Origin of the sequence: Burkholderia sp. ABCPW 14, assembly GCF_001523835.1 — a bacterium.
GTDB lineage: Bacteria > Pseudomonadota > Gammaproteobacteria > Burkholderiales > Burkholderiaceae > Burkholderia > Burkholderia mayonis.
In genome coordinates, this window is record NZ_LOVS01000055.1 from 43,696 (window position 1) to 69,555 (window position 25,860).

The window sequence follows — 25,860 nt, forward strand, 5'->3', positions numbered from 1 at the left end:
CCCGGCGCGCTCCGGCGGCGCGTCCGGCGGGCGTTCGGCCGAGCGCCGCACGCTCTGGCGGCGACCGCCGGAAGCTTTCCGACGGACCTTGCTTAGTGGCGGATCATGGGGTCGAGTTCATCGGCTCTGTCTAAACGGCACTCACGCGTACGCCGTTGACACGGCTCGCCGGCCGTGTCGCGGCCGGTCCGCGCTCGAGCGCGGCGAGGACGGAGGGCGGGATCGCGGTCGGCTTGAACGCCGAGCGGTCGACGCAGCCGATCCGGACGTCGGCCGCGACGAGCAGCGTGTCGCCTCGCCACGCCTGTTGTTCGAATTCCACCGTCGCGCGGCCGAGTCGGGCGATTCTGCAGACGATTTCCAGCGCGTCGTCGAGCCGCGCGGGTGCGCGGTAATCGAGCTCCGCGCGGCGGACGATGAAGATCGCGCCCGTCTCGTCGGCAACCCGGCTCTGGTCTATCCCGCACGCGCGCAACCACTCGGTGCGCGCACGCTCGAAGAACCTCAGGTAGTTCGCGTAGTAGACGACGCCGCCGGCGTCGGTATCTTCGTAGTACACGCGGACCGGCCACGCGAAATCGGGCGCCGCGTCGGGCTGTCGGCTGGGTTCAGTCATGGCGCGCATTCTACCGGAACGGACGACCCCGATTCCCCTGATTCGTAACGGAATGTTGCCTTTGCCGGGCCGCCCGTCGAGCCGTGCGGGCGGCCCGGCGGCGGCACGCTCAGCCGCGGTGGACGGTCAGTCCGGCGGGCGCCTGCGCGACGGGCATCATCTCGATCGTGTTGATGTTCACGTGCGCGGGGCGGGTGGCGATCCAGTGGATCGTGTCGGCGATGTCCTCGGCGGTGAGCGGCTGGACGTTCACGTAGACGCCCGCCGCTTTCGCGTCGTCGCCGCGATAGCGCACGTTCGAGAATTCGGTGCCGCCGCAGAGGCCCGGCTCGATGTCGGTGACGCGCAGCGGCGTGCCGACGAGGTCCGCGCGCAGGTTCAGGCTGAACTGGCGCACGAACGCCTTGGTCGCGCCGTAGACGTTGCCGCCCGGGTACGGATAGCTGCCCGCGACCGAGCCGAGGTTGAAGACGTGGCCGCGGCCGCGCTCGACCATGCCGGGCAGCAGCGTGCGCGTGACCGTGACGAGGCCGGAGCAGTTGGTGTCGATCATCGTTTGCCATTCGTCGAGGCTCGCCTTGTGCGCCGGCTCGACGCCGAGCGCGAGGCCCGCGTTGTTGACGAGCACGTCGATCGCGGCAAACTCCGCGGGCAGTGCGGCCGGCACGGCCTCGACGGCCGCGCGGTCGCGCACGTCGAGCTCGATCGGCAACAAGGCGCTGCCGAGTTCGGCGGCGAGCGCGTCGAGGCGGTCCTTGCGGCGCGCGGTGGCGACGACGCGGTGGCCGCCTTTCACGAAGACGCGGGCGATGGCGGCGCCGAAACCTGCCGACGCGCCGGTGACGAACACGATCATTGCTGCTGCTCCTTAAACGAGGCTTGCTGGGGAGAACTCGCTAGCCTACTGGCATTGCGGCGGTGCGGCAAGGCGCGGCGGCGCGCGCTCCCGATATCTGCGGCGGATGCCTGCGCCGGTGGTGTCGAGAGACTTGGCCCTTAATATGAAGCGGGCTCCGGGCGCGGTTGCCTATTCATCGCGCATCCAATACACTAACGCGCTCAATATCCCCTGCGTGACTGGCGATAAGACCTTTCGGGGTCAAAGGTGGAGCGTCCCACCGTGAAGCGCAGGGCGTCGCTTTTGCCGTTCGCCTGGGCAGCCGTTGTGCGCCGCGTTGCGTGCGCTGCCGGTGGCTGCCCTGCCTCGCGTTCCACGGAATCCTCCGCCACGTCGAGCCGGCTGCGCCGCCGGCCGCGCGACGCACTCGGCCACTTCGGTCAACCTGTACACACTTAACGGAAACCGTATGTTTGACAGAGCCCAAAGCACCATTGCGAACGTCGATCCCGAGATCTGGCAAGCGATCCAGCAAGAAAATGTCCGCCAGGAAGAGCATATCGAGCTGATCGCGTCGGAAAACTACACGAGCCCGGCGGTGATGGCGGCGCAAGGCTCGCAGCTCACGAACAAGTACGCGGAAGGCTATCCGGGCAAGCGCTATTACGGCGGCTGCGAGTACGTCGACATCGTCGAACGGCTCGCGATCGAGCGCGTCAAGGAACTGTTCGGCGCCGAAGCCGCGAACGTGCAGCCGAACTCGGGTTCGCAGGCGAACCAGGGCGTGTTCTTCGCGATGCTGAAGCCGGGCGACACGATCATGGGCATGAGCCTCGCACACGGCGGCCACCTGACGCACGGCTCGCCCGTCAACATGTCGGGCAAGTGGTTCAACGTCGTCAGCTACGGCCTGAACGAAAACGAAGACATCGATTACGAAGCCGCCGAGAAGCTCGCGCACGAACACAAGCCGAAGCTGATCGTCGCGGGCGCGTCGGCGTTCGCGCTGAAGATCGATTTCGAGCGTCTCGCGAAGATCGCGAAGGCGGTCGGCGCGTACCTGATGGTCGACATGGCGCACTATGCGGGCCTCATCGCCGCGGGCGTCTATCCGAACCCGGTGCCGCACGCCGATTTCGTCACGACGACGACGCACAAGAGCCTGCGCGGCCCGCGCGGCGGCGTGATCCTGATGAAGGCCGAGTACGAGAAGCCGATCAACTCGGCGATCTTCCCGGGCATCCAAGGCGGTCCGCTGATGCACGTGATCGCCGCGAAGGCGGTTGCGTTCAAGGAAGCGCTGTCGCCGGAATTCAAGGAATACCAGCAGAAGGTCGTCGAGAACGCGCGCGTGCTGGCCGAGACGCTCGTCAAGCGCGGTCTGCGCATCGTGTCGGGCCGTACCGAGAGCCACGTGATGCTCGTCGACCTGCGCGCGAAGAACATCACCGGCAAGGCGGCGGAAGCGGCGCTCGGCAATGCGCACATCACCGTCAACAAGAACGCGATCCCGAATGATCCGGAAAAGCCGTTCGTGACGAGCGGCATCCGTCTCGGCTCGCCGGCAATGACGACGCGCGGCTTCGGCATGCCGGAAGCTGAATTCGTCGGCAACCTGATTGCCGACGTGCTCGAGCATCCGGAAGACGCGGCGACGATCGAGCGCGTGCGCGCGCAGGTCGCCGAGCTGACGAAGCGCTTCCCGGTCTATCGCTGATCGGCCATGCGCTGCCCGTTCTGCCGGCACGACGATACGCAAGTGGTGGATTCGCGCGTGTCGGAAGACGGCGCCGCGATCCGCCGGCGCCGCCGCTGCTCGGCCTGCGACAAGCGTTTCACGACGTATGAGCGGGTCGAGCTGGCGTTGCCGGCCGTCGTGAAGAAGGACGGCAGCCGCACCGAATTCGACCGCCGCAAGATTGTCGCGAGCATGCAACTGGCGCTCCGCAAGCGCCCGGTTGCGGCCGATGCGATCGATGCGGCGGTCGCCCGCATCGAATATCAGTTGCTCGCATCCGGCGAGCGTGAAGTCCGCAGCGAAAAGCTCGGCGAACTCGTGATGAACGAGCTGCGCCAGCTCGACACGATCGCCTACGTGCGTTTCGCGTCCGTCTACCGCCGGTTCGAAGATGTGTCCGAATTCGCGGACGTGATCGAAGAGTTCCGCCGCGCGGCACCCGCGAAGCCGGCGCGCAAGCGCTGAGCTTGCGCATTCCATTTCCCGTTCCGTTTCGTATTCCATTCGTTTCTCCCGCGTAGCGCGGTGTTCGTGCTCGCCTGGGCGATTGTCGTGCGTTCGGCTGCAGCGTGCGATTCGGCCGTTTGGCCGATGGTGCGCGTTCGTCCGTCCCGGTAGAGTCGGCGCATCGGTCACGGAGATTGGCGATGCGAACGGAAGGCGGCAGGCAAGCGATGACGGGCTTCATGCTCGTCGAATTGATGGTCGCACTCGTGCTGGTCGCGCTTGCCGCGACGCTGGCCGCGCCGACGCTCGCAGGCGCGCGGATGCGCGATCGGGTCGACGCACGTGCTCGGGTGTTCGGAGCATCGCTGGCGTATGCGCGTGGGGAGGCTGCCAGACTCGGCGCGCGCGTGACGCTGTGCCGCAGCGACGCGGCCGCCAGATGCATCGTCGCAGGGCGGCCCTGTGACGGCGGTGCGATCGACTGGTCATGCGGCTGGGCGGTGGTCGTCGCGGACGGCGAGCGCGGTACGCGGGTGTTGCGACGCGTTGCGCACGATGCACAAGTGGCCGTAGCGGGCGCGGGCGGCGACGTGGTGTTTACGCCGCCAGCGGGTCAGGTGATCGGCGGCTTCCGAAGTTTCGAATTCGCGCCGAACGACGCGTCCGATGCGTGGCGCGGCCAGCGCTGGCGACGTTGCCTGCGGATCGCGGCGGGTGGTCGCGTGCGGTTCGTCGAAGGCGGCTGCGGGGCGTCGACATGATGCGCGTTCGGTCGATGCGAGGGAGCTCGTTGCTGGAGACGGCGATCGCGTGTGCGCTGCTTGCGATCGCGGCGCTCGGCGTGATCGCCGCATTGCTCGCGACGATACGAGGCGAGCGCGATGCTGCGACGCGCGAGCAGGCGCTGCTCGCCGCAGATTCGTGGGCCGAGATGGCGCGCGCCGGCGGGCCGGTGGGCGTCGATTGGAACGCGTCGGTGTCCGGGCTGCGTCGCGGAAAGCTCGTCGTGACGGGCGGAGATGCGGGCATGTCGACCGTGCGCATCGAATGGGAGCGGGCCGGGGCGGCTGCTGCGAGCCCGTCGCGCTGCGAAGGCGCTACCGTGGCTGCGCGTGACGGCGACAAGCAATGCGTGACGCTCGCGTATGCGATAACGGACGGCCGATGATGCGAGCGATACGTTGGCGCGCGCACACGCTGATCGAGGTGATGATCGCCATGGCGCTCGGCTTGCTGATCCTGCTTGCCGCGATTTCGCTCTATCGCGTACAGCGGGCAGCCTATTCGGCGGCGGCCGATGCCGCGCGCTTGCGCGACGCGGCGCAGGCGTCGCTCGCGCTGGTCACGCAGCAGATCCAGATCGCGGGCTTCGTTCCTCTCGACTCGCACGATGCGCCGCCAGCACCGGGTCTGTTCGGTTGTACGGCGGGACGACCCGTCGGAGCCGACGTGCAACTGGCATGCGATCCGCTGGCGAGCGGTTCCGACGGACTCGTCGTTCGCTATGTCGGCGATGGCGTTTCCACGTGGCCGACGACCGGCGGGCAGGCGACGGATTGCCTCGGGCAGGGCGTCGGCGCGGCCGACGCGCAGCCGCGGATCGTCAATCGCTTTTACGCTCGCGTCAGTGCATCGACGGGCGAGCCGGAGCTGTATTGCGAAGGCAGCGGCAGACCTGGCATCGCGCAGCCTCTCGTCGAAGGCGTCGAGCGCGTGCGCCTGCGCTATCGGCTGCGCGGGGCCGTGCAGTGGAACGATGCGTCGGCGTTGTCCGCATCGGACTGGGCCAGCGTCGCCGCTGTGGCAGTTTGCGTACAAGTGCGAGGCATGCGGACGGGGCGCCCGGTACGCTACGTCGACTGCGAAGGGCGAATGACGAGCGCCGTGGATACCCGCGCGCGGCTCGCGCTGCGACGGTATGTCGCGGTTCGCAATCAGGAGCGCGCATGACGCGTCAGGCAGCCGTGTTGGAGGCAGATCGAGCGCGGATAGTCCGAAAGCGTTTGGCGCTGCGCAAAGTGATGCGGCGACGCGAGCGGGCGATGCCCGGTTCGCCCGGCGTCGCGCTGCCGGGGGTGCTTGCCGTAACGGCCTCGCTGATCGTGATGTCGTCCGCGTGGTTCGAGATCGCGACGACGGAGATGCGGCGCATGTCGAACGTCGCGAGCCGATCGGTCGCGTTTCGTGCAGCGGATGCCGCACTCGAAGCCTGTACCGATGCGTTGCTGAGCGGCGCGGCGCCCTATGCCGCGGCGGGCGGCGATATCGCGTCGGCGCGCGAGCCGGCCGGTTGGCGGCAACCGGACGTGTTCGACGGCGGCGGCGCGTTCAGGCCGTATGCGGGATGGCCGGGCGCGGCGCAAGGGCCGAGCTGCGTGATCGAAGCGTGGAAGCTGCCGGCGCGCCCCGACGCACGCGCCTACCTCGTGACGGCACGCGGCGTGGGTGCGACGAACGATACGGTCGAGTGGCTGCAACTGCAGATTGCCGTCGAGCGCGGAGGCGTCGAGCGCCGCTGGCGCCGGGTCGTGGGACGGCCGACATAGTTGGAGGAGGACGCGGCGATGTCATGTGCTGAAACTGAACGCAATTCGGATCGACGAGGTTTCACGTTGATCGAAGTGCTCGTTGCGCTTGCGATCGTGGGCGTGTTCGCGGCATTCGCGGTGCCGTCGTACCGGGGCCATGTCGAACGAGGGCATCGGTTGAGTGCGATGGCTGCACTGTATCGCGCCGCGCAGTATGTCGAGGCATTCGGCGAGATGCCGCCTGCCGCATTGCCGGAAGAGATGAGCCGAGCGCCCGATTCCGGCATGGCCGTCTATGCGCTGCGGATCATGTTCAACGACGCGCGCGGCGGATACGCACTGGAGGCAAGCCCGACTGTCGATGGCGCGATGCGGGACGACAACTGCGGCGTGTATGTACTGCATGCGGACGGCACGCGGGAGAATCGCGTGGCCGGAAGCGCCGCCCTCAACGGACACGCGCCGAATGCCGACGTGTGTTGGCGAACGGGGTAGGCACGCGTCGGCCAGCGGGCTGGTCAACAGCCATTCATCTGTCTGTATTACCCGCCTTCACGCCCGCTCATCGCGCCGCGCCTGCGCGTCGGACGCGTCATCGCTGCTCTTTGCCTGCTTCCATATCTGATAGGCCTCCCAGACGGCGAAGCCGACGGCGCCCCATTTGAGCGCAGGGCGTGCGCTCGCGCGCAGCAGCGCACGCATGGGCTTCGCGAGCACGACGGACGCGAGCGAGCTCAACAGCGGATACTGGCTGACGAGCGTGCCGAGTGTCGCGTTCACGCTCCTCGCCGACTTGCCGAGCGACCCGCCCGACACCCCTGGCACGAGGAACTTCAGCCATCTGAAATGCGTGACGGACTGGCGCAACTCGGCGCCCGCCTGCGCGAGCTCCAGGCGCTCGACGTCGGAGCGCAGGATCAGCAGTTCCTTGCGCAGCGCGCGGTACTGGGCCGCGCTCATGTGCCGCTTCTGCGAAGCGGTGCGGAATCGTTGTTCCGGAGCGGAGTAACTCATGGCGCGTCGACGGGAGGTTGGCGAGAAGAGGAGGAACGCGGCCGCGCGTTCATGATTTGCCGCGGAACAGCTCGCGGTCCTTTTCCAGTTCGTTCAGCGTTGCTTCGAACACGACGGGCGCGTCGCGTAATCCCGAGCGCGCCTTCAGCCCGCAGGCGAGCGCGCCGAGCGCATAGAGCGCGGTGATGACGGCGAGCGACTGCCAGCGGTAGGTGTCCCAGAACGCGATGGCGACGAGCACCGTGAGGCTGATGAGCGCCATCGTCGCGAGCATCATCGCCGCGAGTCCGAGAAAGAGCACGCCCATCAGGCGTTCCTTCTCCTCGGCGAGCTCGATGCCGACGAGTTCCAGCCGGGTCTGCAGGAGCGCGAACACGGAGCCGAGCAGGCGGCGCAGCGGTCCGTGCGCGGACTGGTGCGATGAGGTTTCTGTCGTCATGGATGAGGCGCTTGCGCGCGGAGAGCGGCCGGCGCCGCGACGGGCCGGTGCGCATGGTCCCGGCCGTCGCGCGGATGCGGCGGGCCGGGGGCTGTCTCTCGCGGCGGCGTGCCGCGTTACTTGCGGTTGATCAAGAGACCGATCAGCACGCCGACGCCGGCCGCGACGCCGATCGACGTCCACGGATGCTCGTGCACGTAGTCGTCGGTGGCGCGTGCCGCCTTCTTGCCTTTCTCGACCACGACTACCTGAACGTCGGCCGCTTTCTCCCTTGCCTGCTTCAGGCGCGAGAGCGCCTTCTCGCGCAGTTCGGTCGCACGGTCGCCCGTGGTGCTCGCGGCCTGTTTCAGCAGATCTTCCGCGTCCGCGAGAACAGTTTTGATATCCGACATCAGTTTCTCCTTGTTGACTTCAGACATTGCGACTCCCTTCTTGCCGAAGCGGGTTGTCCTACGAACATCGTAGCGAAACCCGTGCCTGCGGGCGAGCGCGGCGGCACGGCGCGCAGGCGGCGCAAGATCGCGCTTGAGTAGCATGGTAAACGAGTTGCAATGACAATAGAGAGCCGATCCGGAACGAAAAAGTTTCCAGGATTGTCAAGTTGGGGCCGGCGAAAATGATAAAAAGGCATGAATATCTGACGGAATAATCGTTCGCGCCGGCCGCCGGATCACTTAAGCTAAAAGCTGGCCCTTGTGCACCGTGCGCTCGGGCACCCAACCCATGCAAGTTCAAGGAGCTGCAACATGAGTCTACGTCTTGGCGACATCGCGCCGGATTTCGAACAGGATTCGAGCCTCGGCCGCATCAAATTCCATGAATGGCTCGGCAACAGTTGGGGCGTCCTGTTCTCACATCCGGCCGACTACACGCCCGTCTGCACGACGGAGCTCGGCCTGACCGCGAAGCTCAAGGGCGAATTCGAGAAGCGCAACGTGAAGGTGATCGCGCTGTCGGTCGACAGCGTCGAGTCGCACAAGGGCTGGATCGACGACATCAACGAGACGCAAGCGACGAGCGTCGGTTTTCCGATCATCGCGGACGGTGACCGCAAGGTCTCCGAGCTGTACGACATGATCCATCCGAACGCGAACGAGACGCTGACCGTGCGTTCGCTGTTCGTGATCGATCCGAACAAGAAGGTGCGTCTCGTCATCACCTATCCGGCGAGCACCGGCCGCAATTTCGACGAAGTGCTGCGCGTCATCGATTCGCTGCAATTGACCGACAACTACAAGGTCGCGACGCCCGGCAACTGGAAGGACGGCGACGACGTCGTGATCGTGCCGTCGCTGCAGGATCCGGAAGAGCTGAAGCAGCGCTTCCCGAAGGGTTTCAACGCGGTGCGTCCGTACCTGCGTCTGACGCCGCAGCCGAACAAGTGAGCGGCGTGCGCGCCGCGCGGCTTCGCGGCGCGGCTGTCATATGACGAAAAAGCCCCGGCGTTCGTGCCGGGGCTTTTTCGTTTGCGGCTGCGTCGGGGGGCTGTACAGTCGTGCCGCCGCCGCGGTGCGTCGCGCGCAGGCCGCGGCGGCGCGGATGTCGCATCAGAAGAACGCCTGAATCCCCGTCTGCGCGCGGCCGAGGATCAGCGCGTGGATGTCGTGCGTGCCCTCGTACGTGTTCACCACTTCGAGATTCACGAGATGGCGCGCGACGCCGAATTCGTCCGAGATGCCGTTGCCGCCCAGCATGTCGCGGGCGAGGCGGGCGATGTCGAGCGCCTTGCCGCACGAATTGCGCTTCATGATCGACGTGATCTCGACGGCCGCCGTGCCTTCGTCCTTCATCCGGCCGAGCCGCAGCACGCCTTGCAGGCCGAGCGTGATCTCGGTCTGCATGTCGGCGAGCTTCTTCTGGATCAACTGGTTGGCTGCGAGCGGACGGCCGAATTGCTTGCGGTCGAGCACGTACTGGCGCGCGGTGTGCCAGCACGATTCGGCCGCGCCGAGCGCGCCCCACGCGATGCCGTAGCGCGCCGAGTTCAGGCACGTGAACGGCCCGCGCAGGCCTTTCACGTCCGGCATGATGTTCTCTTCGGGCACGAACACGTCGTCGAGCACGATCTCGCCCGTGATCGACGCGCGCAGGCCCACCTTGCCGTGGATCGCCGGCGCCGACAGACCTTTCCAGCCCTTCTCGAGGATGAAGCCGCGGATCTCGTCGCGGCCGTCCTCGTCGAGCTTCGCCCAGACCACGAACACGTCGGCGATCGGTGAATTCGTGATCCACATCTTCGAACCCGACAGCGAGTAGCCGCCCGGCACCTTCTTCGCGCGCGTGACCATGCTGCCCGGATCGGAGCCGTGATTCGGCTCGGTCAGGCCGAAGCAGCCGATCCATTCGCCCGTCGCGAGCTTCGGCAGGTATTTCTCCTTCTGTGGGTCGGAGCCGAACTCGAAGATCGGCACCATCACGAGCGACGACTGCACCGACATCATCGACCGATAGCCCGAATCGACGCGTTCGACCTCGCGCGCGATGAGCCCGTAGCTCACGTAGCCGAGGCCTGGGCCGCCGTACTGCTCGGGGATCGTCGGGCCGAGGAGGCCGAGCTCGCCCATTTCGCGGAAGATCGTCGTGTCGGTGGTTTCGTGGCGGAACGCCTGCGTCACGCGCGGCGCGAGCTTACCCAGCGCGTAAGCGTTCGCGGCGTCGCGCACCATGCGCTCGTCGTCGGCGAGCTGCTGGTCGAGCAGCAGCGGATCGTCCCAATGAAAGGTTGCGGCAGCCATCGCGTCATCTCCTCACTTGACTATAGTTCCGCTATGCGGAACAATGTTTTGCAAATTGAACCCAGTGTATCACCACATGAATTTTTCGACCATCGACGCCGACACGCTCGACGAACGCAAGTTCGTCGTCGCCCTCGCACGGGGGCTCGATCTGCTGCGCGCGTTCCGGCCCGGCGAGACGATGCTCGGCAATCGCGATTTCGTCGAGCGCACCGGGCTGCCGAAGGCGACTGTCAACCGGCTCGCGTACACGCTCACCGTGCTCGGCTATCTGCGCTACGACGACGCGCTCGGCAAGTACGCGCTCGACGCGGGCGTGCTGTCGCTCGGCTATGCGCTGCTCGCGGGCTCCGACACGCTCGCGCTCGCGCGGCCGCACATGCAGGCGCTCGCGCGCGAGATCGGCGCGGCGGTGTCGCTCGGCTGCCGCGACGGGCTCGACATGATCTACCTGGAGACGATCCGCAGCGAGACGGCGCTGACGCTCGGGCTTGCGTCCGGGTCGCGGCTGTCGATGCTGACGAGCTCGATGGGGCGCGCGTATCTCGCCGTGCAGCCACCGGATGCGCGCGCGGCGCTATTCGCGGAGCTGCGCAAGACAGCGGGGAAGGGGCGGGCGGGCGCCGCGCTCGTCGCGGCGGCGGGGCGCGCGGTCGAGGAATTCGCCGCCGACGGCTGCTGCTATTCGTTTCGCGACTGGCACGAGGACGTGAATGCGATCGCGGTGCCGTTTCGCGAGCCGCGCGAGGGGCGCTGGCTGATTCTCAGCTGCAGCGGGCCCGCGTCGTCGATGGGCGAGGACGTGTTTCGCAACAAGATCGGTCCGAAGCTGAAGGCGCTCGCGCGGCGGCTCGGGCAGCCGGCGTAGGCCGGAATGCCGGCGGTCATGCGCGAGCGGCGGCTGGTGGCTTGTCATCGTTCAGCGTTGCGGCTTTCGCCGGTGGTTTGTTGCTGTTGTTGTCGCTGTCGCAGTTGCCGGTCGCAGGTAGCAAGTAGCAAGTAGCAAGTAGCCTGCGCGATCGGCCATAGCACGTTGCCGAGTCCGCAACGGCATGAATCGGCAACGACGTCGGCATTGTTGTCGATGCAAGTTGTCGGCGTGTTGCGTGCGGCGAGTGCCGCCGGTCGGCGTCGCGCTCATCTTCGTCGTCCGACGCGTGAAATTCGACGTGCCGGCCGTGGCGGAGCGGGCCAATATTGTCGATGCCGCAAGGGGCCGCTCGCGCGAGCGGCACGCCGTGTCGCTTGCGGGCACGGCCGCGTCTTGTGGGGCGTGTCGGCATCGCGCGCGTGAACGTCTCGACGCGACGTGGCCCCTTCGCTTTGCAGACGGGGGCGTGCGACGGCGGCTCGCGGGCAACACTGCAGCTTGCCGTTCGGAATCCGGCGCTCGCAACTCGGCGCCCGCAACCCGGCACCCGCAACCCGGCACCCGCAACCCGGCGAATGCAACCCGGCGAATGCAACCCGGCGAATGCAACCCGGCGAATGCAACCCGGCGAACGCAACCCGGCGAACGCAACCCGGCACCCGCAACTCGGCACACGTGATCCGGCACGTAAGTTCCAACACGATCCATCCAACCCGGCGCAATCCGATGCACCGCTCCACGCTGCGATGCAACGCAGCAGTCGACCGCAATCGGTTGTATCGTAGACAGCGCTTCCCACCGCAGCATCCATGCGCAACGTGAACAGGAGGTCCACGATGTCGGGCTCGGAATTGTTGGAGGGCGGGTGCGCGTGCGGCGCGATTCGTTACCGGATCGTCGGCGCGCCCACCCACGCGGGTTTCTGCCATTGCAGGCTGTGCCAGCGGACGACGGGCGCCGCCGTGCTCCCGTGGGCAACGGTGCCGATCGGCGCGTTCGAGTATGTGAAGGGCGAGCCGCGCGTGTACGCGTCGAGCGCATGGGGCGAGCGGCGCTTCTGCCCGCGGTGCGGCGCGCAGCTCGAATACCGGCTGTCGAACGCGCCCGCGACAGTCGAGGTTAATTACGCGACGCTCGACGATCCGTCGGCGATCCGGCCGAAAGCGCACACGTGGTACGCGAGCCGCATTCCCGGTCTCGACGTGGCGGGCGATCTGCCGGTGTTCGGCGACGGCGGCGACTGACCTGACGTCGCGCGGACGTAGCCGGGCGGTGAGGCGATGCAGGCGCTTTCCGGCGCTGCATCGTGTCGGGCATGCAGCACGTGGATCGAGCGCGTCAGGCACGGCGAGGGTAGCCGGCGCGAGGCGCGATCAGTGATTACGACGGTTCCGATTTTTCATGCGCGACGTTGCTCAGCGCTGCGCGGCGTCGCGCAAGTCGCGCGGCACATCGCGTTCGTCCCGCTCGACGCACCGTGCGCCCAGCATTCCCCGATCCGTCAAACCGCGGCCGGCTGCGAGAACACCGGCCCTTGCACGAGCCGCACGTCGTACTGACGCAGCAGCTCGAACTGCGTCTCGTCGACGACGTGATCGAAGATGAGCGGAATGCGCACGCGATGCGCATAGCCGACGAGCGCCTTCACCATCCCTTCCCGCAGCGCGATCGCGGCGTCCATCTTGATGTAGTCGGGCCGCGCCATGTCCGATTCGACGGCGAGGATCCGCCCCGGATCGGGCAGCTTGTCAGCGACCTTGAAGCCGTAGTGCTGATAACTCTTCGTCAGATAGCCGAGGAACGTCTTGTGCGCGACGGCCGCGGCCGGCAGTTCGATCACGACGCGCTCGGGCGACAGCCCGAACCCCTTGAGCACGCTCGAGAAGTGCTTGCCGTGGTCGTACTTGACGCTCTTCAGCAGCCGTTCGTGCACTCGCAGGAACAGCAGTCCGTGCCGCTGCGCGCCGAAGAAGTTGATCGCGTGCAGGCTGCGCGCGAGCCGGTCGAGCGCGACGAGTTCCTGATCGTCGGCGACGGCGTCGATCGGATCGAACGGCGCGCAGCCCACGTGCGTGATCGCCTGGAAGCCGAGTTCGTCGCCGAAGCGCTCGATCGCGTCGGTGAGCGACGTCGATTGCGGCGCGCCCGGCATCGACACGTCGTAGATGGGCTCGTATGCGCTTTCCAGTTTGAGATCGCGCAGGTGCGCGTACGCGCTTTGCGCGCCGTCGTCGAGCGCGAGGTGCTCGCACAGGAACGGCAGCTTGCCCGCACGGGCGACGAGTTCGGGAATGGTGGGCGGAACCATGGACTCCGGATGGAAGAGATGTGGCCGAAACGGCCGCCGTATATGAACGATAGTAGCAGCGCCGGGCGCGATTGGCTGCGCGAGTTGCTCATATCGATATCGGCTCCGCGCCGGCGCCTAGGGTATACGTTAATTTCACTAATCGTAATTCGTTTTACTATTCGTAAATCATGACGTTGACGTAGATCAAGCAGTCAGACGCGCCGCTTGTCCGACGAAAGCGGCGCATCCCTCAATACGGAGCAAGGAGCGACAGATGGCGGGTGACAAGAAATTTGCATCGCAGGCGGACCTGACCGAGAAGAAGGTGACGTTCGAACGCCTGTCCGAGCACGCGTACGCCTATACGGCGGAAGGCGATCCGAACACGGGGATCATCGTCGGCGACGACGCGGTGCTCGTCGCCGACACGCAGGCGACGCCCGTGATGGCCGAGGACGTGATCCGCCGGATCCGCGAAGTCACCGACAAGCCGATCAAGTACGTGCTGCTCACGCACTACCACGCGGTGCGGGTGCTGGGCGCGTCCGCGTACGGCGCCGATCACGTGATCGCGAGCCAGGACACGCGCGACCTGATCGTCGAGCGCGGCGCGGCCGACATGAAGAGCGAGATCGAGCGCTTTCCGCGCCTGTTCCGCTCGGTCGAGTCGGTGCCGGGCCTCACGTGGCCGACGCTCACGTTCAAGGGCGAGATGACGCTTTGGCTCGGCAAGCTCGAAGTGAAGATCATGCAGCTTGGCCGCGGCCACACGAAGGGCGACACGGTCGTGTGGCTGCCGCAGGAGAGGGTGCTGCTGTCGGGCGACCTCGTCGAATACGGCGCGACGCCGTATGCGGGCGATGCGTATTTCCAGGACTGGCCGCACACGCTCGACGCGATCGCGGCGCTCAAGCCGGAGAAGCTCGTGCCGGGCCGCGGCGCGGCGCTGAAGACGCCGCAGGCAGTCGCGGATGGCCTCGCGGGCACGCGCGCGTTCGTGAGCGAGCTGTACGCGAAGGTGAAGTCCGGCGCGGCGGCGGGCAAGGATCTGAACGCGATCTACAAGGAAACGTATGCGGAGCTGAAGCCGAAGTTCGGCGAGTGGGTGATCTTCGACCACTGCATGCCGTTCGACGTGACGCGCGCGTTCGACGAGGCCACGCAATATCCGGATCCGCGGATCTGGACGGCCGAGCGCGACAAGGACATGTGGCAAACCCTGGAAGGCTGAGCACGGCGGGCGGCGATCATGACCATCGATTATCAGACGCTCAAGTTCGATTATCGTCCGCGCGCCGCCGGCGCCGACGCCGGCGAGCCGCATCCGGCGGTTGTCGTCGGCGCGGGGCCCGTCGGGCTCGCGGCGGCGATCGATCTCGCGCAGCAGGGCGTGCCCGTCGTGGTGCTCGACGACGACGACACGCTGTCGACCGGCTCGCGCGCGATCTGCTTCGCCAAGCGCACGCTCGAGATCTTCGATCGCCTCGGCTGCGGCGAGCGGGTGGCGCAGAAGGGCGTGAGCTGGCACGTCGGCAAGGTGTTCCTGCAAGACGAGCTGATCTACGCGTTCGACCTGCTGCCGGAGGCCGGGTACGCGCTGCCGGCGTTCGTCAATTTGCAGCAGTACTACGTCGAAGGCTATCTGGCCGAGCGCGCGTTCGAGCTGCCGAATCTCGATCTGCGCTGGAAGAACCGCGTGACGGGAATCCGCCAGACGCCCGACCATGCGGAGCTCGAAATCGACACGCCGGAAGGGCCGTACATGCTGCGCGCGCGCTACGTGATCGCGGCCGACGGCTCGAAGAGCCCGCTGCGCGCGATGATGGGCCTCGACAGCCGCGGCCGCACGTTCAAGGACCGCTTCCTGATCGCCGACGTGAAGATGAAGGCGCCGTTTCCGGCCGAGCGCTGGTTCTGGTTCGATCCGCCGTTCCATCGCAATCAGTCGGTGCTGCTGCACCGTCAGCCGGACGACATGTGGCGCATCGATTTCCAGCTCGGCTGGGACGCCGATCCCGTCGCCGAGAAAGCGCCGGAGCGTGTGATTTCGCGCGTGCGCGCGCTGCTCGGGCCCAACGTCGAGTTCGAGCTCGAATGGGTGAGCGTCTACACGTTCCGCTGCCAGCGGATGGACAGCTTCCGGCACGGCCGCGTGCTGTTCGCGGGCGACTCGGCGCACGGCGTGTCGCCGTTCGGCGCGCGCGGCGCGAACAGCGGCGTGCAGGACACCGACAACCTCGCATGGAAGCTGAAGCTCGTGCTCGACGGCCAGGCGCCCGATCGTCTGCTCGACACGTACGCCAGCGAGCGCGAATTCGCGGCCGACGAGAACATCCGCAACTCGACGCGCTCGACCGATTTCATCACGCCGAAGAGCCCGATCTCGCGCGTGTTCCGCGACGCGACGCTCAAGCTTGCGCGCGATTGCGAGTTCGCGCGCAAGCTCGTCAACAGCGGCCGGCTGTCGGTGCCGGCGGTGCTCGCCGACTCGCCGCTCAATACGCCCGATCGCGCGGGCGACGCGTTCGAACGCGCGCCGGTTCCGGGTGCGGTCGCGCTCGATGCGCCCGTGCTCGCGAACGGCGAGCCCGGCTGGCTGCTGCGGCATCTGAAGGACGGCTTCGCCGGCGTCCTGTTCGGCTCGATCGGCGATGCGCCCGCGCTCGTCGACGCGACGCGCGGCCACGCGCTGCCCGTCGCGCCCGTGCTCGTCGTGCCGAAGGGCGAAGCGCGCGCGGTGGCGGGCGTCGACGTGATCGAGGACAGCGAAGGGCTCGCCGCGCAGCGCTACGACGCGCGTCCCGGCACGTTCTACCTGCTGCGTCCGGACCAGCACGTCTGCGCGCGCTTGCGCACGGCGGACGCGAGCGCGGTGCGCGCGGCGCTCGCGCGCGCGATCTGCAACGCGTGAGCAACACATATCGACAGAGACCAGGAGACACCCGATGCACCTCGACACTCGCTTGCGTCTGTCCGATCCGGACGCGTTCTACGAGGCGCTGATCGACATGCACCGCGACTTGCCCGACAGCGAGAGCCAACTCGTCAACGCGAAGCTGATCCTGCTGCTCGCGAACCAGGTCGGCGATCTCGACGTGCTGCGCGAAGCGATGGCGCTCGCGCGCAGCGGCGCGATGACGCTCGACGGCGCGCCCGGCGCGTCGGCGCCGCAATGACCGCGCCCGCCGCCGCACGCGAGCTCGACGAATTGCATCGGCCCGCGTTTCACGTGATGCTGCTCGCGCGCCGCGGGCTGTGTCTCGTGATCGGCGCCTTCGATGCGCAGGCGATGGGCTGCGTCGCGCCGAGCGTGATGCGCGACGCGCGCTACGCGAGCGGCACGGCCGTCGTCGGCGGCACGGTGCTGCAGACGGGCGGCGTGATCGGCACGCTGTCGCTCGGTTGGTTCATCGAACGGCACGGCTTCGCGTGCGCGCTGTTCGCGTGCTTCGCATGCGCGGCGATCGCCGTCGGCCTGACCGGCTCGGTCGCGCATGCGTTTCCCTGGCTGCTCGCAGCCGTGTTCGTCGGCGGCTTTTGCATCGTCGGCGGACAGCCCGCGGTCAACGCGCTCGCGGGCCATTATTACCCGACGTCGCTGCGCTCGACGGGCATTGGCTGGAGCCTCGGCGTGGGCCGCGCCGGCTCCGTGCTCGGGCCGCTCGTCGGCGGGCAGCGGATCGCGCTCGGCTGGTCGAACGATGCGCTGTTTCACGCGGCGGCCGTGCCGGTGCTGTGCTCGGCCGTCTTCGTGATCGGCCTCGCGAGCGTGACGCGGCGGCGCGGCGCGGCCGCGCCGAACGTCGCTTGAATGGAGAGAACGACAATCATGACACTGGATTTTTCGAAACCGGGCGAAGCGGGCTACCAGAGCGGCTTCGCGAACGAATTCGCGACCGAGGCGCTGCCGGGCGCGCTGCCGCACGCGCGCAACTCGCCGCAGCGCGCACCGTATGGGCTCTATGCGGAGCAACTGTCCGGCACCGCGTTCACCGCGCCGCGCGGCCACAACCGCCGGTCGTGGCTGTACCGGATCCGGCCGGCCGCCGTGCATCGGCCGTTCGAGCTCGTGTCCGGCGAGCGTCGGATCGTTGCCGACTTCGGCGATTCGGACGACGTGCCGCCGACGCCGCCGAACCAGTTGCGCTGGGACCCGCTGCCGATGCCCGCGCAGCCGACCGATTTCGTCGACGGCTGGGTGACGATGGCGGGCAACGGCTCGGCCGCCGCGATGAGCGGCTGCGCGATTCATCTGTACGCGGCGAACCGCTCGATGCGCGAGCGCTTCTTCTACAGCGCGGACGGCGAGCTCTTGATCGTCCCGCAGGAAGGGCGGCTCTTCATCATGACGGAGCTCGGCCGGCTCGACGTCGAGCCGTTCGAGATCGCGGTGATCCCGCGCGGCGTGCGCTTCTCGGTCGCGCTGCCGGACGGGCACGCGCGCGGCTATCTCTGCGAGAACTTCGGCGCGCTGCTGCGGCTGCCGGATCTCGGGCCGATCGGCTCGAACGGGCTTGCGAATCCGCGCGATTTCCTGACGCCGAACGCGTCGTACGAAGACCGCGAAGGCGCGTTCGAGCTCGTCGCGAAGCTAAACGGCCGGCTCTGGCGCGCGGACATCGATCATTCGCCGTTCGACGTCGTCGCGTGGCACGGCAACTACGCGCCGTACAAGTACGATCTGCGTCATTTCAACACGATCGGCTCGATCAGCTACGACCATCCGGATCCGTCGATCTTCCTCGTGCTGCAGTCGCAAAGCGATACGCCGGGCGTCGACGCGATCGACTTCGTGATCTTCCCGCCGCGCTGGCTCGCGGCCGAGGACACGTTCCGCCCGCCGTGGTTCCATCGCAACGTCGCGAGCGAGTTCATGGGCCTCGTGCACGGCGTCTACGACGCGAAGGCGGAAGGCTTCTTGCCGGGCGGCGCGAGCCTGCACAACTGCATGTCGGGCCACGGGCCGGATGCGGACACGTTCGAGAAGGCTTCGTCGATCGATACGTCGGGGCCGAGCAAGGTCGGCGACACGATGGCGTTCATGTTCGAGACCCGCGCGCTGATCCGTCCGACGCGCTTCGCGCTCGACACGGCGCAATTGCAGGCGAACTACTTCGAATGCTGGCAAGGCCTCGAAAAACACTTCAACCCGGAGCAACGATGAGCGCTATCCCCGACGCGCTGCGCGCGACCCTCGATCCTTCCCGCAAGAGCTGGCTCGACGCGGCGAACGACGCCGCGTGCGATTTCCCGATCCAGAACCTGCCGTTCGGCATCTTCGGCGATGCGCGCCATCCGGCGCGGCGTGCGGGCGTCGCGCTCGGCGATGCGATCGTCGATCTCGCCGAGCTCGCACGCGTGGGCCTGCTGACGGTGCAGGGCGGAGCGGCCGTGTTCGAGCGGCCATCGCTGAACGACTTCATCGCGCTCGGCCGCGACGCGTGGCGCAGCGTGCGCATCCAGTTGAGCGCGCTCTTCGAGCGCGGCGATGCGCGGTTGCGCGACGACGCCGTGCTGCGCGCGCGCGTGCTCGTCGCGCAGCGCGACGCGACGCTGCATCTGCCCATCGACATTCCCGGCTACACCGATTTCTACTCGTCGAAGGAGCACGCGACGAACGTCGGCTCGATGTTTCGCGATCCGAAGAATGCGCTGTTGCCGAACTGGTCCGAGATGCCGATCGGCTACAACGGCCGCGCGTCGTCGGTCGTCGTGAGCGGTACGCCGGTGCGCCGGCCGAATGGGCAACTGAAGCTGCCGGACGGCGATCGCCCGGTGTTCGGCGCGTGCCGCAAGCTCGACATCGAGCTGGAGACGGGCTTCGTCGTCGGCCGCGGCAATGCGCTCGGCGAGCCGATCGCGTGCGAGGACGCGGAGTCGCACATCTTCGGAATGGTGCTCCTGAATGACTGGAGCGCGCGCGACATCCAGCAATGGGAATACGTGCCGCTCGGGCCGTTCAACGCGAAGACGTTCGCGACGTCGATCTCGCCGTGGATCGTCACGCTCGACGCGCTCGAACCGTTCCGCACCGAGCAGCCGAAGCAGGAGCCGGAGCCGCTCGCGTATCTGCGCCATGGCGGCAAGCACGCGTTCGACGTCGAACTCGAAGTGCGCCTGAAGCCGGACGGCGCGGCGGACGCGACGGCGATCTCGCGCACGAACTTCAAATACATGTACTGGACGATGGCGCAGCAGCTCGCGCATCACACGGTGTCGGGGTGCAACACGCGGGTCGGCGATCTGATGGGCTCGGGCACGATCAGCGGGCCGACGCGGGATTCGTTCGGCAGCCTGCTCGAGCTGACGTGGAACGGCAAGGAGCCGATCGCGCTCGCGAGCGGCGGCACGCGCGCGTTCATCGAAGACGGTGACGAGCTGACGCTTGCCGGCTGGTGCGACGGCGATGGGTATCGCGTCGGCTTCGGCGCGTGCGTCGGGAAGATCCTGCCGGCGTTGAAGGGATGATGCGGTAGAGAAGGGCGATTCCCGCGCCGCTCGGCGATCGATGCCGAGCGGCGGGCGGTGCGGGTGGTCGAATCGGGCGCTTGCGGCTTCGATGCCGCAGGCGCCTTTGTCGTTTCGGCGCGTCGGCGCGCTTTTGGCGCGGGGCAGTCGAGTCGCGACGGGTTTGCGCTATCCTATTGCCGCGTCTCGCGTCTCGCGTCTCGCGTCTCGCGTCTCGCGTCTCGCGTCCCGCGTCCCGCGTCCCGCGTCTCGCGTCTCGCGTCTCGCGTCCCGCGTCCCGCGTCCCGCGTCCCGCGTCCCAAGTCCCAAGTCCGGAACCGGGAGTACGAAGTCCGGCGTCACGCACGCTTTCGCGCAATCCCGCGCGACGCATGCCCTCGCGCTCCTCGCGCACCGGCGATTCGACCGAGGCGCAATCACTTTTTCGCGTCAGCGCTCCAGCCGGGCCGCGTGCATCGGCAACGCCCGCCGCTCCCACAGTGCGGCGACGAGGAACGCGAGCGCCGATGCGATCAGCACGCCGATCAGCGCATCGCCGCCCAACTGCTTCATCAGCGCGCCCGCGACGAGCGGCCCGCCGAAGCTCGCCGCGCTCCACGACGCCGACACGAGCGCGCTCGCCGTCACGAGCGCCGAGCCGCGAAAGCGCTGCCCGCATGCAACGAGCGACAGCGTGTAGACGCTGCCCGCCGCCGCGCCGAGCACGAAGAGGAGCGGCCAGCAGAGCCACGGCGTCGCGACGACGGCGGGCAAGAGCGGCAGCAGCGCGAGCACGACGCAGCCCGCGCCGATGTGCACGCGCTCGCGGCCGAGCTTGTCGGCGAGCCAGCCGATCGGGAATTGCATCGCGGTGTCGCCGAACAGCAGGATCGCCGCGAGCAGCACGGCCGTATCGCTCGCGACGCCGCGCTCCATCGCGAAGAGCGGCAACAGCGACAGCGCGAGCGTGTCGAACAGCGCGAAGAACGCGGTGCCGACGATGAGCGCGGGCATCTTCGGCATCACGCGCGTCCAGCGATCGTGCGCTTCGTGATGCGGCTCGTCGCCGACGGGCGTCTTCCGGATCGACGCGAGCGACGGCAGCGCGAGCAGGAAGAGCGCGCCGCTCAGCGCGAAGCGCGCGTTCGTCATCCCGGCGATCTGGCTGACGAGCACGGGGCCCGCCATCTGGAACAGCGTGAAGTGGGTCGCGTAGATCGCGACGACGCGGCCGCGCGTCGCGTCGTCGGCGAGCTGGTTGACCCACGCCTCGCCGATCGTGAAGAGCAGCATCAGCGCCGCGCCGCAGACGACGCGCAGCACGCCCCAGACGACGAGGCTCGACGTGAACTGCATCAGTGCGGTCGCCGCGGCGAGCACGAGCACCGATGCGACGATGACCTGCCGCGCGCCGAGACGCTTCGTGATCGCCGACACGAACGGCACGACGACGAGGCCGCCGCCCGCCTGCGCGGCGGTCAGCATGCCGACGATGTCGGTGCCGTGGCCCGCTTCGGTGAGCGCGAGCGCGGTGAGGGGGAGCGTGGCGCCCGTGCCCAGGCCGACCACGGCGACGCTGAGAATGAGCGCGAGGAAATCGCGGGTGAGGATCGTCTTCATAACGGCCGTGATGCTACACCGGCGGGCGGAATCGCTCCATCGCGACGCGTGTCGCGCGGTCCCGCGGAGTCGACGCGTCGGTCGGGCATGCGCGAGGACGGCGCGTGCGCTGCAGGAACGGCGGCGTCCGGCGCGCGCGGCGAACGAAACGTCGCCGCCGGCGTTACGCGCATTCGGCGGGCCCCGCGATCGCGCGCCGTTCAAGCGACGCCGACCACAACGTCAGCGCGAGCGCCGCCGCCGCGAGCGCGGCGCCCGCCCATGGCAGCTTCGCGAGCGGCACGCCCGCGTGGATCGCGGCGCCGCCCAACCAGGCGCCGAGCGCGTTGCCGAGATTGAACGCGCCCTGGTTGAGCGTCGACGCGAGATTCGGCGCGTGGCTCGCGCGATCGACGATCAGGATCTGCAGCGGCGGCACGATCGCGAACGCGAGCACGCCCCATACGAAGATCGTCGCGAGCGCAGGCAACGGCGCGTGCATCGTGCCCGCGAACGCGGCGAGCACGACGCCGATCGCGGCGAGCGTCGCAACGAGCGACGGCATCCGCCGCCAGTCGGCGAGCTTGCCGCCCACCGTGCCGCCGACCGTCAGGCCGAGGCCGAAGAGCAGCAGCACGAGCGTGACGTCGTGAGGCGTGAAGCGCGTCACGTCTTCGAGGATCGGCGTGATGTACGTGAACACGGTGAAGAGGCTCGCCGACGCGAGCACGCTGATGCCGAGCACCATCAGCACCTGTGGATTGCGCAGCACGCTGAACTCGCGCGCGATGCCCGCCGCGGGCATCTCGAGGCGCTTCGGCACGCAGACGGCGAGCGCCGCCGCCGCGAGCGCGCCGATGCCGGTGACGGCCCAGAACGTCGCGCGCCAGCCGAACGCCTGCCCGAGCGCGGTGCCGAGCGGCACGCCGAGCACGTTCGCGAGCGTGAGGCCCGTGAACATCAGCGCGATCGCCTGCGCGCGCTTGTTCGGCGCGACGAGGCTGCTCGCGACGACCGAGCCGATCCCGAAGAACGCGCCGTGGCAGAACGCGGTGACGACGCGCGCGATCATCAGCGACGCGTAGCCGGGTGCGACCGCGCAAAAGAGATTGCCGACGATGAACACGCCGATGAGCGCGAGGAGCGCCGCCTTGCGCGGCATCTTCGCGGTGACGACGGCGAGGATCGGCGCGCCGATCGTGACACCGAGCGCATAGCCGGACACGAGCATGCCCGCCGCCGGAATCGACACGCCGAGATCGCGCGCGACGTTCGGCAGGAGGCCCATGATGACGAACTCGGTGGTACCGATACCAAATGCGGCAACGGCAAGGGCGAACAGGGGCAGTGGCATCGGGGGCTCGCGGGAGGGCCGCCGCCTCCGGCGCCGCGGGATGCGGCGCGCTGATGGAAGCGCACGGGACAGCCGCGATTTTATCTCAGGGAAAACCCCCGTGTTCGGGGCCTGATCAGGTGTTGCGCGCGGGCATCGGCGCGGCGTCCCACGCGTTTTCGTACAGGCATTCGTCGAGCGGTATCCGCGCGGCCCAGCGTTCCTCTTCGAGCATCGGCTTTGCGTAGAACGCGTCGACGTGGCCGAGGCACAGCACGGCGATCGGCTTCGCGCCGTCGGGCATCGCGAGCAGCCGGCGGAGCGCGCCGACGTCGAAGAGCGACACCCAGCCCATCCCGAGCCCTTCGGCGCGAGCGGCGAGCCACATGTTCTGGATCGCGCACGCGGCCGACGCGAGGTCCATCTCCGGCAGCGTGCGGCGGCCGAAGACGTGCCGCTCGCGTCCGTCGGCGAGCGCGACGACGAGGAGCTCGCCGCATTCGCGCACGCCTTCGACCTTCAGCCGCATGAATTCATCGTGGCGCTCGCCGAGCGCATCGGCGGTCGCGCGGCGCTCCGCGTCGACGAGCCCGTGGATGCGTTCGCGCAGCGCGGGATCGGTCACGCGGATGAAGCGCCACGGCTGCATGAAGCCGACGCTCGGCGCGTGATGCGCGGCGCGCAGCAGGCGGGCGAGCACGGCGGGATCGACCGGGGCGGACGTGAAATGGCGCATGTCGCGCCGCTCGAAGATCGCCCGATAGACGGCGGCGATCGCGGGTTCGTCGAAACGCATGATGGACTGGCAAGGCGGGTGGAGGCGAATCGCCGCAACGATAGCAGACTCGCGCGACGCGCCAATAAGGGGTTCAGCCGACTTGATGAGGCTCGGCTGCGCTCGTCGTCACCCCTGCCGTGCAGCGTCGACAACGTTCTGCGGCGCGCCGTCCTGCCACGCGCGGATGTTCGACAGCGTCGTATGCGCGATTTCCGCGAGGGCCTCGCGCGTGAAGAATGCCTGGTGCGACGTGACGATCACGTTCGGGAACGTCAGCAGCCGCGCGAGCACGTCGTCCTGCAGCGGGCGGTCGGAATGGTCTTCGAAGAAGAGTCCGCTTTCCTCCTCGTAGACGTCGAGCCCGAGGTGCCCGAGCTGGCCCGTCTTCAGCGCGTCGATCAGCGCCTGCGTGTCGACGAGTCCGCCGCGGCTCGTGTTGATCAGCATCGCGCCCGGCTTCATCCGCGCGAGCGCGTCGGCGTCGATCATATGATGGGTGGCCGGCATCAGCGGGCAGTGCAGGCTCACGATGTCCGATTCCGCGAGCAGCTCGTCGAGCGTCACGTAGCGCACGCCGAGCGCGATCAGCGCATCGTCGTGCGGCGGCAGCGAATGTGCGAGCACGCGCATCCCGAAGCCCGCCATGATCCGCGCGAACACGCTGCCGATGAGGCCCGTACCGACCACGCCGACCGTCTTGCCGAACAGATCGAAGCCGAGCAGCCCGTTCAGCGAGAAATCGCCTTCGCGGGTGCGCGCGACGGCGCGCGGCAGGCGTCGGTTGAGCGCGAGGATCAGCGCGACTGCGTGCTCGGCGACCGCGTGCGGCGAGTACGCGGGCACGCGCACGACGGTGAGCCCGAGCCGGGCGGCCGCCGCGAGGTCGACGTGGTTGAAGCCCGCCGAGCGCAGCGCGACGACGCGCGTGCCGCCCGCGGCGAGCGCCGCGAGCACGGTCGCGTCGAGCGTGTCGTTGACGAACGGACACACGACCTCGTAGCCGCGCGCGAGGACCGCCGTCTCCGCATCGAGATGGGAAGGCTGGAAATGCAGCCGGTAGCCGAACGATTGATTGGCGGCGTCGAACGAGTCGTGGTCGTACTGCCGGCTGCTGAAAAGAATGATGCGCACGCTTTGCCTCCGGTAAAGGTGCGCATCAGTTTACTTCAGTCGGGCGTCACTGGAGCCCGGCGACGACATCGGGACGCTTGGCCGTGCCGGCCTCGCGCATGAAGTAGTGGCCGTTCGTCTCGGTCTTCTGGCCGCCGAGGTGGTACAGCGCGTGCTCGACGAAGCTGCGGGTGCGCGCCGGCAGGAACTGGCGGTTCGGATAGACGATCGACAACTGCGTGTCGGGATCGTCGATCCGGTAGTCGCCGAGGATCCGCACGAGCTCGCCGCTTTCGAGCGCGTCGGCGATGTAGCTTTCCGGCAGCACCGAGATGCCGGTGCCGGCGAGCGTCGCCGCGCGCACCATCGACGCGCTGTTGACCGTGTAGACGGGCTGCAGCGACACGACGTGCGTGAAGTGGTCCGGATCGACGAAGCGCCAGGTCGACGAGTGCTGGTCGGCCGGCAGCGCGATGCACGAATGGCGGACGAGATCGTCGGGACGATGCGGCGCGCCGTGCCGTTCGATGTACGAAGGCGCGGCGCACAGCGCGAGCGTGTTCGGCACCAGCGGATGGCCGATCAGCGCCGGATTGCCGTCGAGACGGCCGCCCGTGACGAGGCCCGCGTCATAGCCGGCTTCGATCACGTCGAGCGGACCCTCGGTCAGCGTCAGCTGCACGCGCACCTTCGGGTACTGACGACGGTAGCTGTCGACGAGGGGAGTGACCCGGCCGGGCGACAGCAACCCGGACACGGCGACGCGCAGTGTGCCGACGGGCTCGTGAACCGCCCGCTCGACGGACGCCTCGAGCTGATCGAACTCCTCGAGCAGCGCCCGACAGCCGTCGAGATAGCGGATGCCCGCTTCCGTTAGCGACAGATTGCGCGTCGTGCGATGGATGAGACGCGTGTTCAGATGTGTTTCGAGCATCGCGATCGAACGCGTGACGAGCGCATTCGATACGCCGAGCTTGCGCGCCGCCCGCCGGAAGCTCTGCAGTTCTGCAACACATACGAAAACACGCATGGTCTGGATTTGGTTCATAGCTTTCGTTGGCCCATTAAATGATTATG

28 protein-coding genes and 1 riboswitch are annotated in these 25,860 nt (G+C 68.0%); of the genes, 16 read left to right on the forward strand and 12 right to left on the reverse strand.

Annotation, left to right across the window (positions count from 1 at the left end; translation table 11 throughout):
• Positions 1 to 130: 130 nt before the first annotated feature.
• Both ybgC and WS62_RS07665 read right to left on the reverse strand, forming a co-directional pair.
• Positions 131 to 625, reverse strand: coding sequence for a tol-pal system-associated acyl-CoA thioesterase (ybgC, locus tag WS62_RS07660; RefSeq protein WP_066569673.1), 495 nt, complete (start codon positions 623 to 625; stop codon positions 131 to 133).
• A 100-nt stretch (positions 626 to 725) separates the two neighbouring features.
• Complete coding sequence (locus tag WS62_RS07665) at positions 726 to 1,472, reverse strand: SDR family NAD(P)-dependent oxidoreductase (RefSeq protein ID WP_066569674.1); 747 nt, start codon at positions 1,470 to 1,472, stop codon at positions 726 to 728.
• 207 nt (positions 1,473 to 1,679) lie between these two features.
• A riboswitch (ZMP/ZTP riboswitch) is annotated at positions 1,680 to 1,781 on the forward strand.
• 142 nt (positions 1,782 to 1,923) lie between these two features.
• Between WS62_RS07665 and glyA the strand changes: the two genes are divergently transcribed.
• The 7 genes from glyA (at position 1,924) to WS62_RS07700 (ending at position 6,662) form a co-directional block, all read left to right on the forward strand.
• Positions 1,924 to 3,171 carry a serine hydroxymethyltransferase gene (glyA, locus tag WS62_RS07670; RefSeq protein WP_066569676.1) on the forward strand — a complete coding sequence of 416 codons (1,248 nt, stop codon included), beginning with the start codon at positions 1,924 to 1,926 and terminating at the stop codon, positions 3,169 to 3,171.
• 6 nt (positions 3,172 to 3,177) lie between these two features.
• A complete protein-coding gene (gene nrdR, locus WS62_RS07675; protein ID WP_066569679.1) occupies positions 3,178 to 3,657 on the forward strand; it encodes a transcriptional regulator NrdR in 480 nt (159 codons plus the stop codon).
• Positions 3,658 to 3,839: 182 nt separating this feature from the next.
• Positions 3,840 to 4,400 carry a GspH/FimT family protein gene (locus WS62_RS07680; protein WP_066569999.1) on the forward strand — a complete coding sequence of 187 codons (561 nt, stop codon included), beginning with the start codon at positions 3,840 to 3,842 and terminating at the stop codon, positions 4,398 to 4,400.
• Positions 4,397 to 4,807, forward strand: a complete 411-nt coding sequence (locus WS62_RS07685) for a hypothetical protein (protein ID WP_082720785.1) — start codon at positions 4,397 to 4,399, stop codon at positions 4,805 to 4,807. Before WS62_RS07680 ends, WS62_RS07685 begins: the two co-directional genes overlap by 4 nt.
• Entirely contained in the window at positions 4,804 to 5,589 is a 786-nt protein-coding gene (locus WS62_RS07690) for a PilW family protein (protein ID WP_066569683.1), read from the forward strand. The genes WS62_RS07685 and WS62_RS07690 overlap by 4 nt, the downstream gene beginning before the upstream one ends.
• A gap of 92 nt (positions 5,590 to 5,681) precedes the next feature.
• On the forward strand, positions 5,682 to 6,185 hold the full coding sequence (locus tag WS62_RS07695) for a pilus assembly PilX family protein (RefSeq protein WP_066570002.1): 504 nt from the start codon (positions 5,682 to 5,684) through the stop codon (positions 6,183 to 6,185).
• Between the two features lie 18 nt (positions 6,186 to 6,203).
• Positions 6,204 to 6,662 (forward strand): type IV pilin protein, encoded by a 459-nt coding sequence (locus WS62_RS07700; RefSeq protein WP_066570004.1) that lies wholly within the window; start codon positions 6,204 to 6,206, stop codon positions 6,660 to 6,662.
• A gap of 57 nt (positions 6,663 to 6,719) precedes the next feature.
• Here the strand turns inward: WS62_RS07700 and WS62_RS07705 are convergent, their stop codons facing one another.
• The 3 genes from WS62_RS07705 to WS62_RS07715 form a co-directional block, all read right to left on the reverse strand.
• Complete coding sequence (locus WS62_RS07705; protein WP_162499459.1) at positions 6,720 to 7,127, reverse strand: DUF3318 domain-containing protein; 408 nt, start codon at positions 7,125 to 7,127, stop codon at positions 6,720 to 6,722.
• 103 nt (positions 7,128 to 7,230) lie between these two features.
• Entirely contained in the window at positions 7,231 to 7,620 is a 390-nt protein-coding gene (locus tag WS62_RS07710; RefSeq protein ID WP_066569687.1) for a phage holin family protein, read from the reverse strand.
• A 116-nt stretch (positions 7,621 to 7,736) separates the two neighbouring features.
• Complete coding sequence (locus WS62_RS07715; RefSeq protein WP_066487133.1) at positions 7,737 to 8,039, reverse strand: DUF883 family protein; 303 nt, start codon at positions 8,037 to 8,039, stop codon at positions 7,737 to 7,739.
• A 327-nt stretch (positions 8,040 to 8,366) separates the two neighbouring features.
• Here WS62_RS07715 and WS62_RS07720 point away from each other — a divergent pair, with 327 nt between their 5' ends.
• Positions 8,367 to 9,005 (forward strand): peroxiredoxin, encoded by a 639-nt coding sequence (locus WS62_RS07720; protein WP_059470430.1) that lies wholly within the window; start codon positions 8,367 to 8,369, stop codon positions 9,003 to 9,005.
• A 162-nt stretch (positions 9,006 to 9,167) separates the two neighbouring features.
• Here WS62_RS07720 and WS62_RS07725 read toward each other — a convergent pair whose 3' ends face one another.
• On the reverse strand, positions 9,168 to 10,355 hold the full coding sequence (locus tag WS62_RS07725; protein WP_066569694.1) for an acyl-CoA dehydrogenase: 1,188 nt from the start codon (positions 10,353 to 10,355) through the stop codon (positions 9,168 to 9,170).
• A gap of 76 nt (positions 10,356 to 10,431) precedes the next feature.
• On the opposite strand from WS62_RS07725, the gene WS62_RS07730 reads away from it, so the two are divergent.
• Positions 10,432 to 11,223, forward strand: a complete 792-nt coding sequence (locus WS62_RS07730) for an IclR family transcriptional regulator (RefSeq protein ID WP_066569697.1) — start codon at positions 10,432 to 10,434, stop codon at positions 11,221 to 11,223.
• A gap of 839 nt (positions 11,224 to 12,062) precedes the next feature.
• Positions 12,063 to 12,470, forward strand: coding sequence for a GFA family protein (locus WS62_RS07735; RefSeq protein ID WP_066569705.1), 408 nt, complete (start codon positions 12,063 to 12,065; stop codon positions 12,468 to 12,470).
• Positions 12,471 to 12,727: 257 nt separating this feature from the next.
• Here WS62_RS07735 and WS62_RS07740 read toward each other — a convergent pair whose 3' ends face one another.
• A complete protein-coding gene (locus WS62_RS07740) occupies positions 12,728 to 13,534 on the reverse strand; it encodes an EAL domain-containing protein (RefSeq protein ID WP_066569714.1) in 807 nt (268 codons plus the stop codon).
• Positions 13,535 to 13,790: 256 nt separating this feature from the next.
• Here WS62_RS07740 and WS62_RS07745 point away from each other — a divergent pair, with 256 nt between their 5' ends.
• From WS62_RS07745 to fahA, 6 genes are read left to right on the forward strand one after another with little or no spacing between them, the layout of a single operon-like run.
• A complete protein-coding gene (locus tag WS62_RS07745) occupies positions 13,791 to 14,747 on the forward strand; it encodes an MBL fold metallo-hydrolase (RefSeq protein ID WP_066569716.1) in 957 nt (318 codons plus the stop codon).
• 18 nt (positions 14,748 to 14,765) lie between these two features.
• Positions 14,766 to 16,427 carry an FAD-dependent oxidoreductase gene (locus WS62_RS07750; protein WP_066569728.1) on the forward strand — a complete coding sequence of 554 codons (1,662 nt, stop codon included), beginning with the start codon at positions 14,766 to 14,768 and terminating at the stop codon, positions 16,425 to 16,427.
• 34 nt (positions 16,428 to 16,461) lie between these two features.
• Entirely contained in the window at positions 16,462 to 16,692 is a 231-nt protein-coding gene (locus tag WS62_RS07755; RefSeq protein ID WP_066569733.1) for a DUF2783 domain-containing protein, read from the forward strand.
• A 56-nt stretch (positions 16,693 to 16,748) separates the two neighbouring features.
• Positions 16,749 to 17,327 carry an MFS transporter gene (locus WS62_RS07760; RefSeq protein ID WP_269435263.1) on the forward strand — a complete coding sequence of 193 codons (579 nt, stop codon included), beginning with the start codon at positions 16,749 to 16,751 and terminating at the stop codon, positions 17,325 to 17,327.
• 18 nt (positions 17,328 to 17,345) lie between these two features.
• A complete protein-coding gene (hmgA, locus tag WS62_RS07765) occupies positions 17,346 to 18,680 on the forward strand; it encodes a homogentisate 1,2-dioxygenase (RefSeq protein WP_066569736.1) in 1,335 nt (444 codons plus the stop codon).
• Positions 18,677 to 19,984 (forward strand): fumarylacetoacetase, encoded by a 1,308-nt coding sequence (gene fahA, locus WS62_RS07770; protein ID WP_066569737.1) that lies wholly within the window; start codon positions 18,677 to 18,679, stop codon positions 19,982 to 19,984. The genes hmgA and fahA overlap by 4 nt, the downstream gene beginning before the upstream one ends.
• Before the next feature lie 429 nt (positions 19,985 to 20,413).
• On the opposite strand, the gene WS62_RS07775 is transcribed toward fahA, so the two are convergent.
• The 5 genes from WS62_RS07775 to WS62_RS07795 form a co-directional block, all read right to left on the reverse strand.
• Positions 20,414 to 21,583 carry an MFS transporter gene (locus WS62_RS07775; RefSeq protein ID WP_066487106.1) on the reverse strand — a complete coding sequence of 390 codons (1,170 nt, stop codon included), beginning with the start codon at positions 21,581 to 21,583 and terminating at the stop codon, positions 20,414 to 20,416.
• Between the two features lie 163 nt (positions 21,584 to 21,746).
• The gene (locus WS62_RS07780; RefSeq protein ID WP_066569740.1) at positions 21,747 to 22,916 is read right to left on the reverse strand and encodes an MFS transporter; all 1,170 of its coding nucleotides are present in this window, start codon (positions 22,914 to 22,916) and stop codon (positions 21,747 to 21,749) included.
• Positions 22,917 to 23,031: 115 nt separating this feature from the next.
• Positions 23,032 to 23,691 carry a 5,6-dimethylbenzimidazole synthase gene (bluB, locus tag WS62_RS07785; protein ID WP_066569743.1) on the reverse strand — a complete coding sequence of 220 codons (660 nt, stop codon included), beginning with the start codon at positions 23,689 to 23,691 and terminating at the stop codon, positions 23,032 to 23,034.
• Between the two features lie 108 nt (positions 23,692 to 23,799).
• Complete coding sequence (locus WS62_RS07790; protein ID WP_066569746.1) at positions 23,800 to 24,804, reverse strand: 2-hydroxyacid dehydrogenase; 1,005 nt, start codon at positions 24,802 to 24,804, stop codon at positions 23,800 to 23,802.
• A gap of 46 nt (positions 24,805 to 24,850) precedes the next feature.
• The gene (locus WS62_RS07795; RefSeq protein WP_066487098.1) at positions 24,851 to 25,831 is read right to left on the reverse strand and encodes a LysR family transcriptional regulator; all 981 of its coding nucleotides are present in this window, start codon (positions 25,829 to 25,831) and stop codon (positions 24,851 to 24,853) included.
• Between the last annotated feature and the right edge of the window lie 29 nt (positions 25,832 to 25,860).

Bases quoted from the DNA above. Each gene is read 5' to 3' on its own strand.
- ybgC (WP_066569673.1), bottom strand. From the start codon at position 625: ATGCGCGCCATGACTGAACCCAGCCGACAGCCCGACGCGGCGCCCGAT.
- WS62_RS07665 (WP_066569674.1), bottom strand. From the start codon at position 1,472: ATGATCGTGTTCGTCACCGGCGCGTCGGCAGGTTTCGGCGCCGCCATC.
- glyA (WP_066569676.1), top strand. From the start codon at position 1,924: ATGTTTGACAGAGCCCAAAGCACCATTGCGAACGTCGATCCCGAGATC.
- nrdR (WP_066569679.1), top strand. From the start codon at position 3,178: ATGCGCTGCCCGTTCTGCCGGCACGACGATACGCAAGTGGTGGATTCG.
- WS62_RS07680 (WP_066569999.1), top strand. From the start codon at position 3,840: ATGCGAACGGAAGGCGGCAGGCAAGCGATGACGGGCTTCATGCTCGTC.
- WS62_RS07685 (WP_082720785.1), top strand. From the start codon at position 4,397: ATGATGCGCGTTCGGTCGATGCGAGGGAGCTCGTTGCTGGAGACGGCG.
- WS62_RS07690 (WP_066569683.1), top strand. From the start codon at position 4,804: ATGATGCGAGCGATACGTTGGCGCGCGCACACGCTGATCGAGGTGATG.
- WS62_RS07695 (WP_066570002.1), top strand. From the start codon at position 5,682: ATGCCCGGTTCGCCCGGCGTCGCGCTGCCGGGGGTGCTTGCCGTAACG.
- WS62_RS07700 (WP_066570004.1), top strand. From the start codon at position 6,204: ATGTCATGTGCTGAAACTGAACGCAATTCGGATCGACGAGGTTTCACG.
- WS62_RS07705 (WP_162499459.1), bottom strand. From the start codon at position 7,127: ATGAGCGCGGCCCAGTACCGCGCGCTGCGCAAGGAACTGCTGATCCTG.
- WS62_RS07710 (WP_066569687.1), bottom strand. From the start codon at position 7,620: ATGACGACAGAAACCTCATCGCACCAGTCCGCGCACGGACCGCTGCGC.
- WS62_RS07715 (WP_066487133.1), bottom strand. From the start codon at position 8,039: ATGTCTGAAGTCAACAAGGAGAAACTGATGTCGGATATCAAAACTGTT.
- WS62_RS07720 (WP_059470430.1), top strand. From the start codon at position 8,367: ATGAGTCTACGTCTTGGCGACATCGCGCCGGATTTCGAACAGGATTCG.
- WS62_RS07725 (WP_066569694.1), bottom strand. From the start codon at position 10,355: ATGGCTGCCGCAACCTTTCATTGGGACGATCCGCTGCTGCTCGACCAG.
- WS62_RS07730 (WP_066569697.1), top strand. From the start codon at position 10,432: ATGAATTTTTCGACCATCGACGCCGACACGCTCGACGAACGCAAGTTC.
- WS62_RS07735 (WP_066569705.1), top strand. From the start codon at position 12,063: ATGTCGGGCTCGGAATTGTTGGAGGGCGGGTGCGCGTGCGGCGCGATT.
- WS62_RS07740 (WP_066569714.1), bottom strand. From the start codon at position 13,534: ATGGTTCCGCCCACCATTCCCGAACTCGTCGCCCGTGCGGGCAAGCTG.
- WS62_RS07745 (WP_066569716.1), top strand. From the start codon at position 13,791: ATGGCGGGTGACAAGAAATTTGCATCGCAGGCGGACCTGACCGAGAAG.
- WS62_RS07750 (WP_066569728.1), top strand. From the start codon at position 14,766: ATGACCATCGATTATCAGACGCTCAAGTTCGATTATCGTCCGCGCGCC.
- WS62_RS07755 (WP_066569733.1), top strand. From the start codon at position 16,462: ATGCACCTCGACACTCGCTTGCGTCTGTCCGATCCGGACGCGTTCTAC.
- WS62_RS07760 (WP_269435263.1), top strand. From the start codon at position 16,749: ATGCTGCTCGCGCGCCGCGGGCTGTGTCTCGTGATCGGCGCCTTCGAT.
- hmgA (WP_066569736.1), top strand. From the start codon at position 17,346: ATGACACTGGATTTTTCGAAACCGGGCGAAGCGGGCTACCAGAGCGGC.
- fahA (WP_066569737.1), top strand. From the start codon at position 18,677: ATGAGCGCTATCCCCGACGCGCTGCGCGCGACCCTCGATCCTTCCCGC.
- WS62_RS07775 (WP_066487106.1), bottom strand. From the start codon at position 21,583: ATGAAGACGATCCTCACCCGCGATTTCCTCGCGCTCATTCTCAGCGTC.
- WS62_RS07780 (WP_066569740.1), bottom strand. From the start codon at position 22,916: ATGCCACTGCCCCTGTTCGCCCTTGCCGTTGCCGCATTTGGTATCGGT.
- bluB (WP_066569743.1), bottom strand. From the start codon at position 23,691: ATGCGTTTCGACGAACCCGCGATCGCCGCCGTCTATCGGGCGATCTTC.
- WS62_RS07795 (WP_066487098.1), bottom strand. From the start codon at position 25,831: ATGAACCAAATCCAGACCATGCGTGTTTTCGTATGTGTTGCAGAACTG.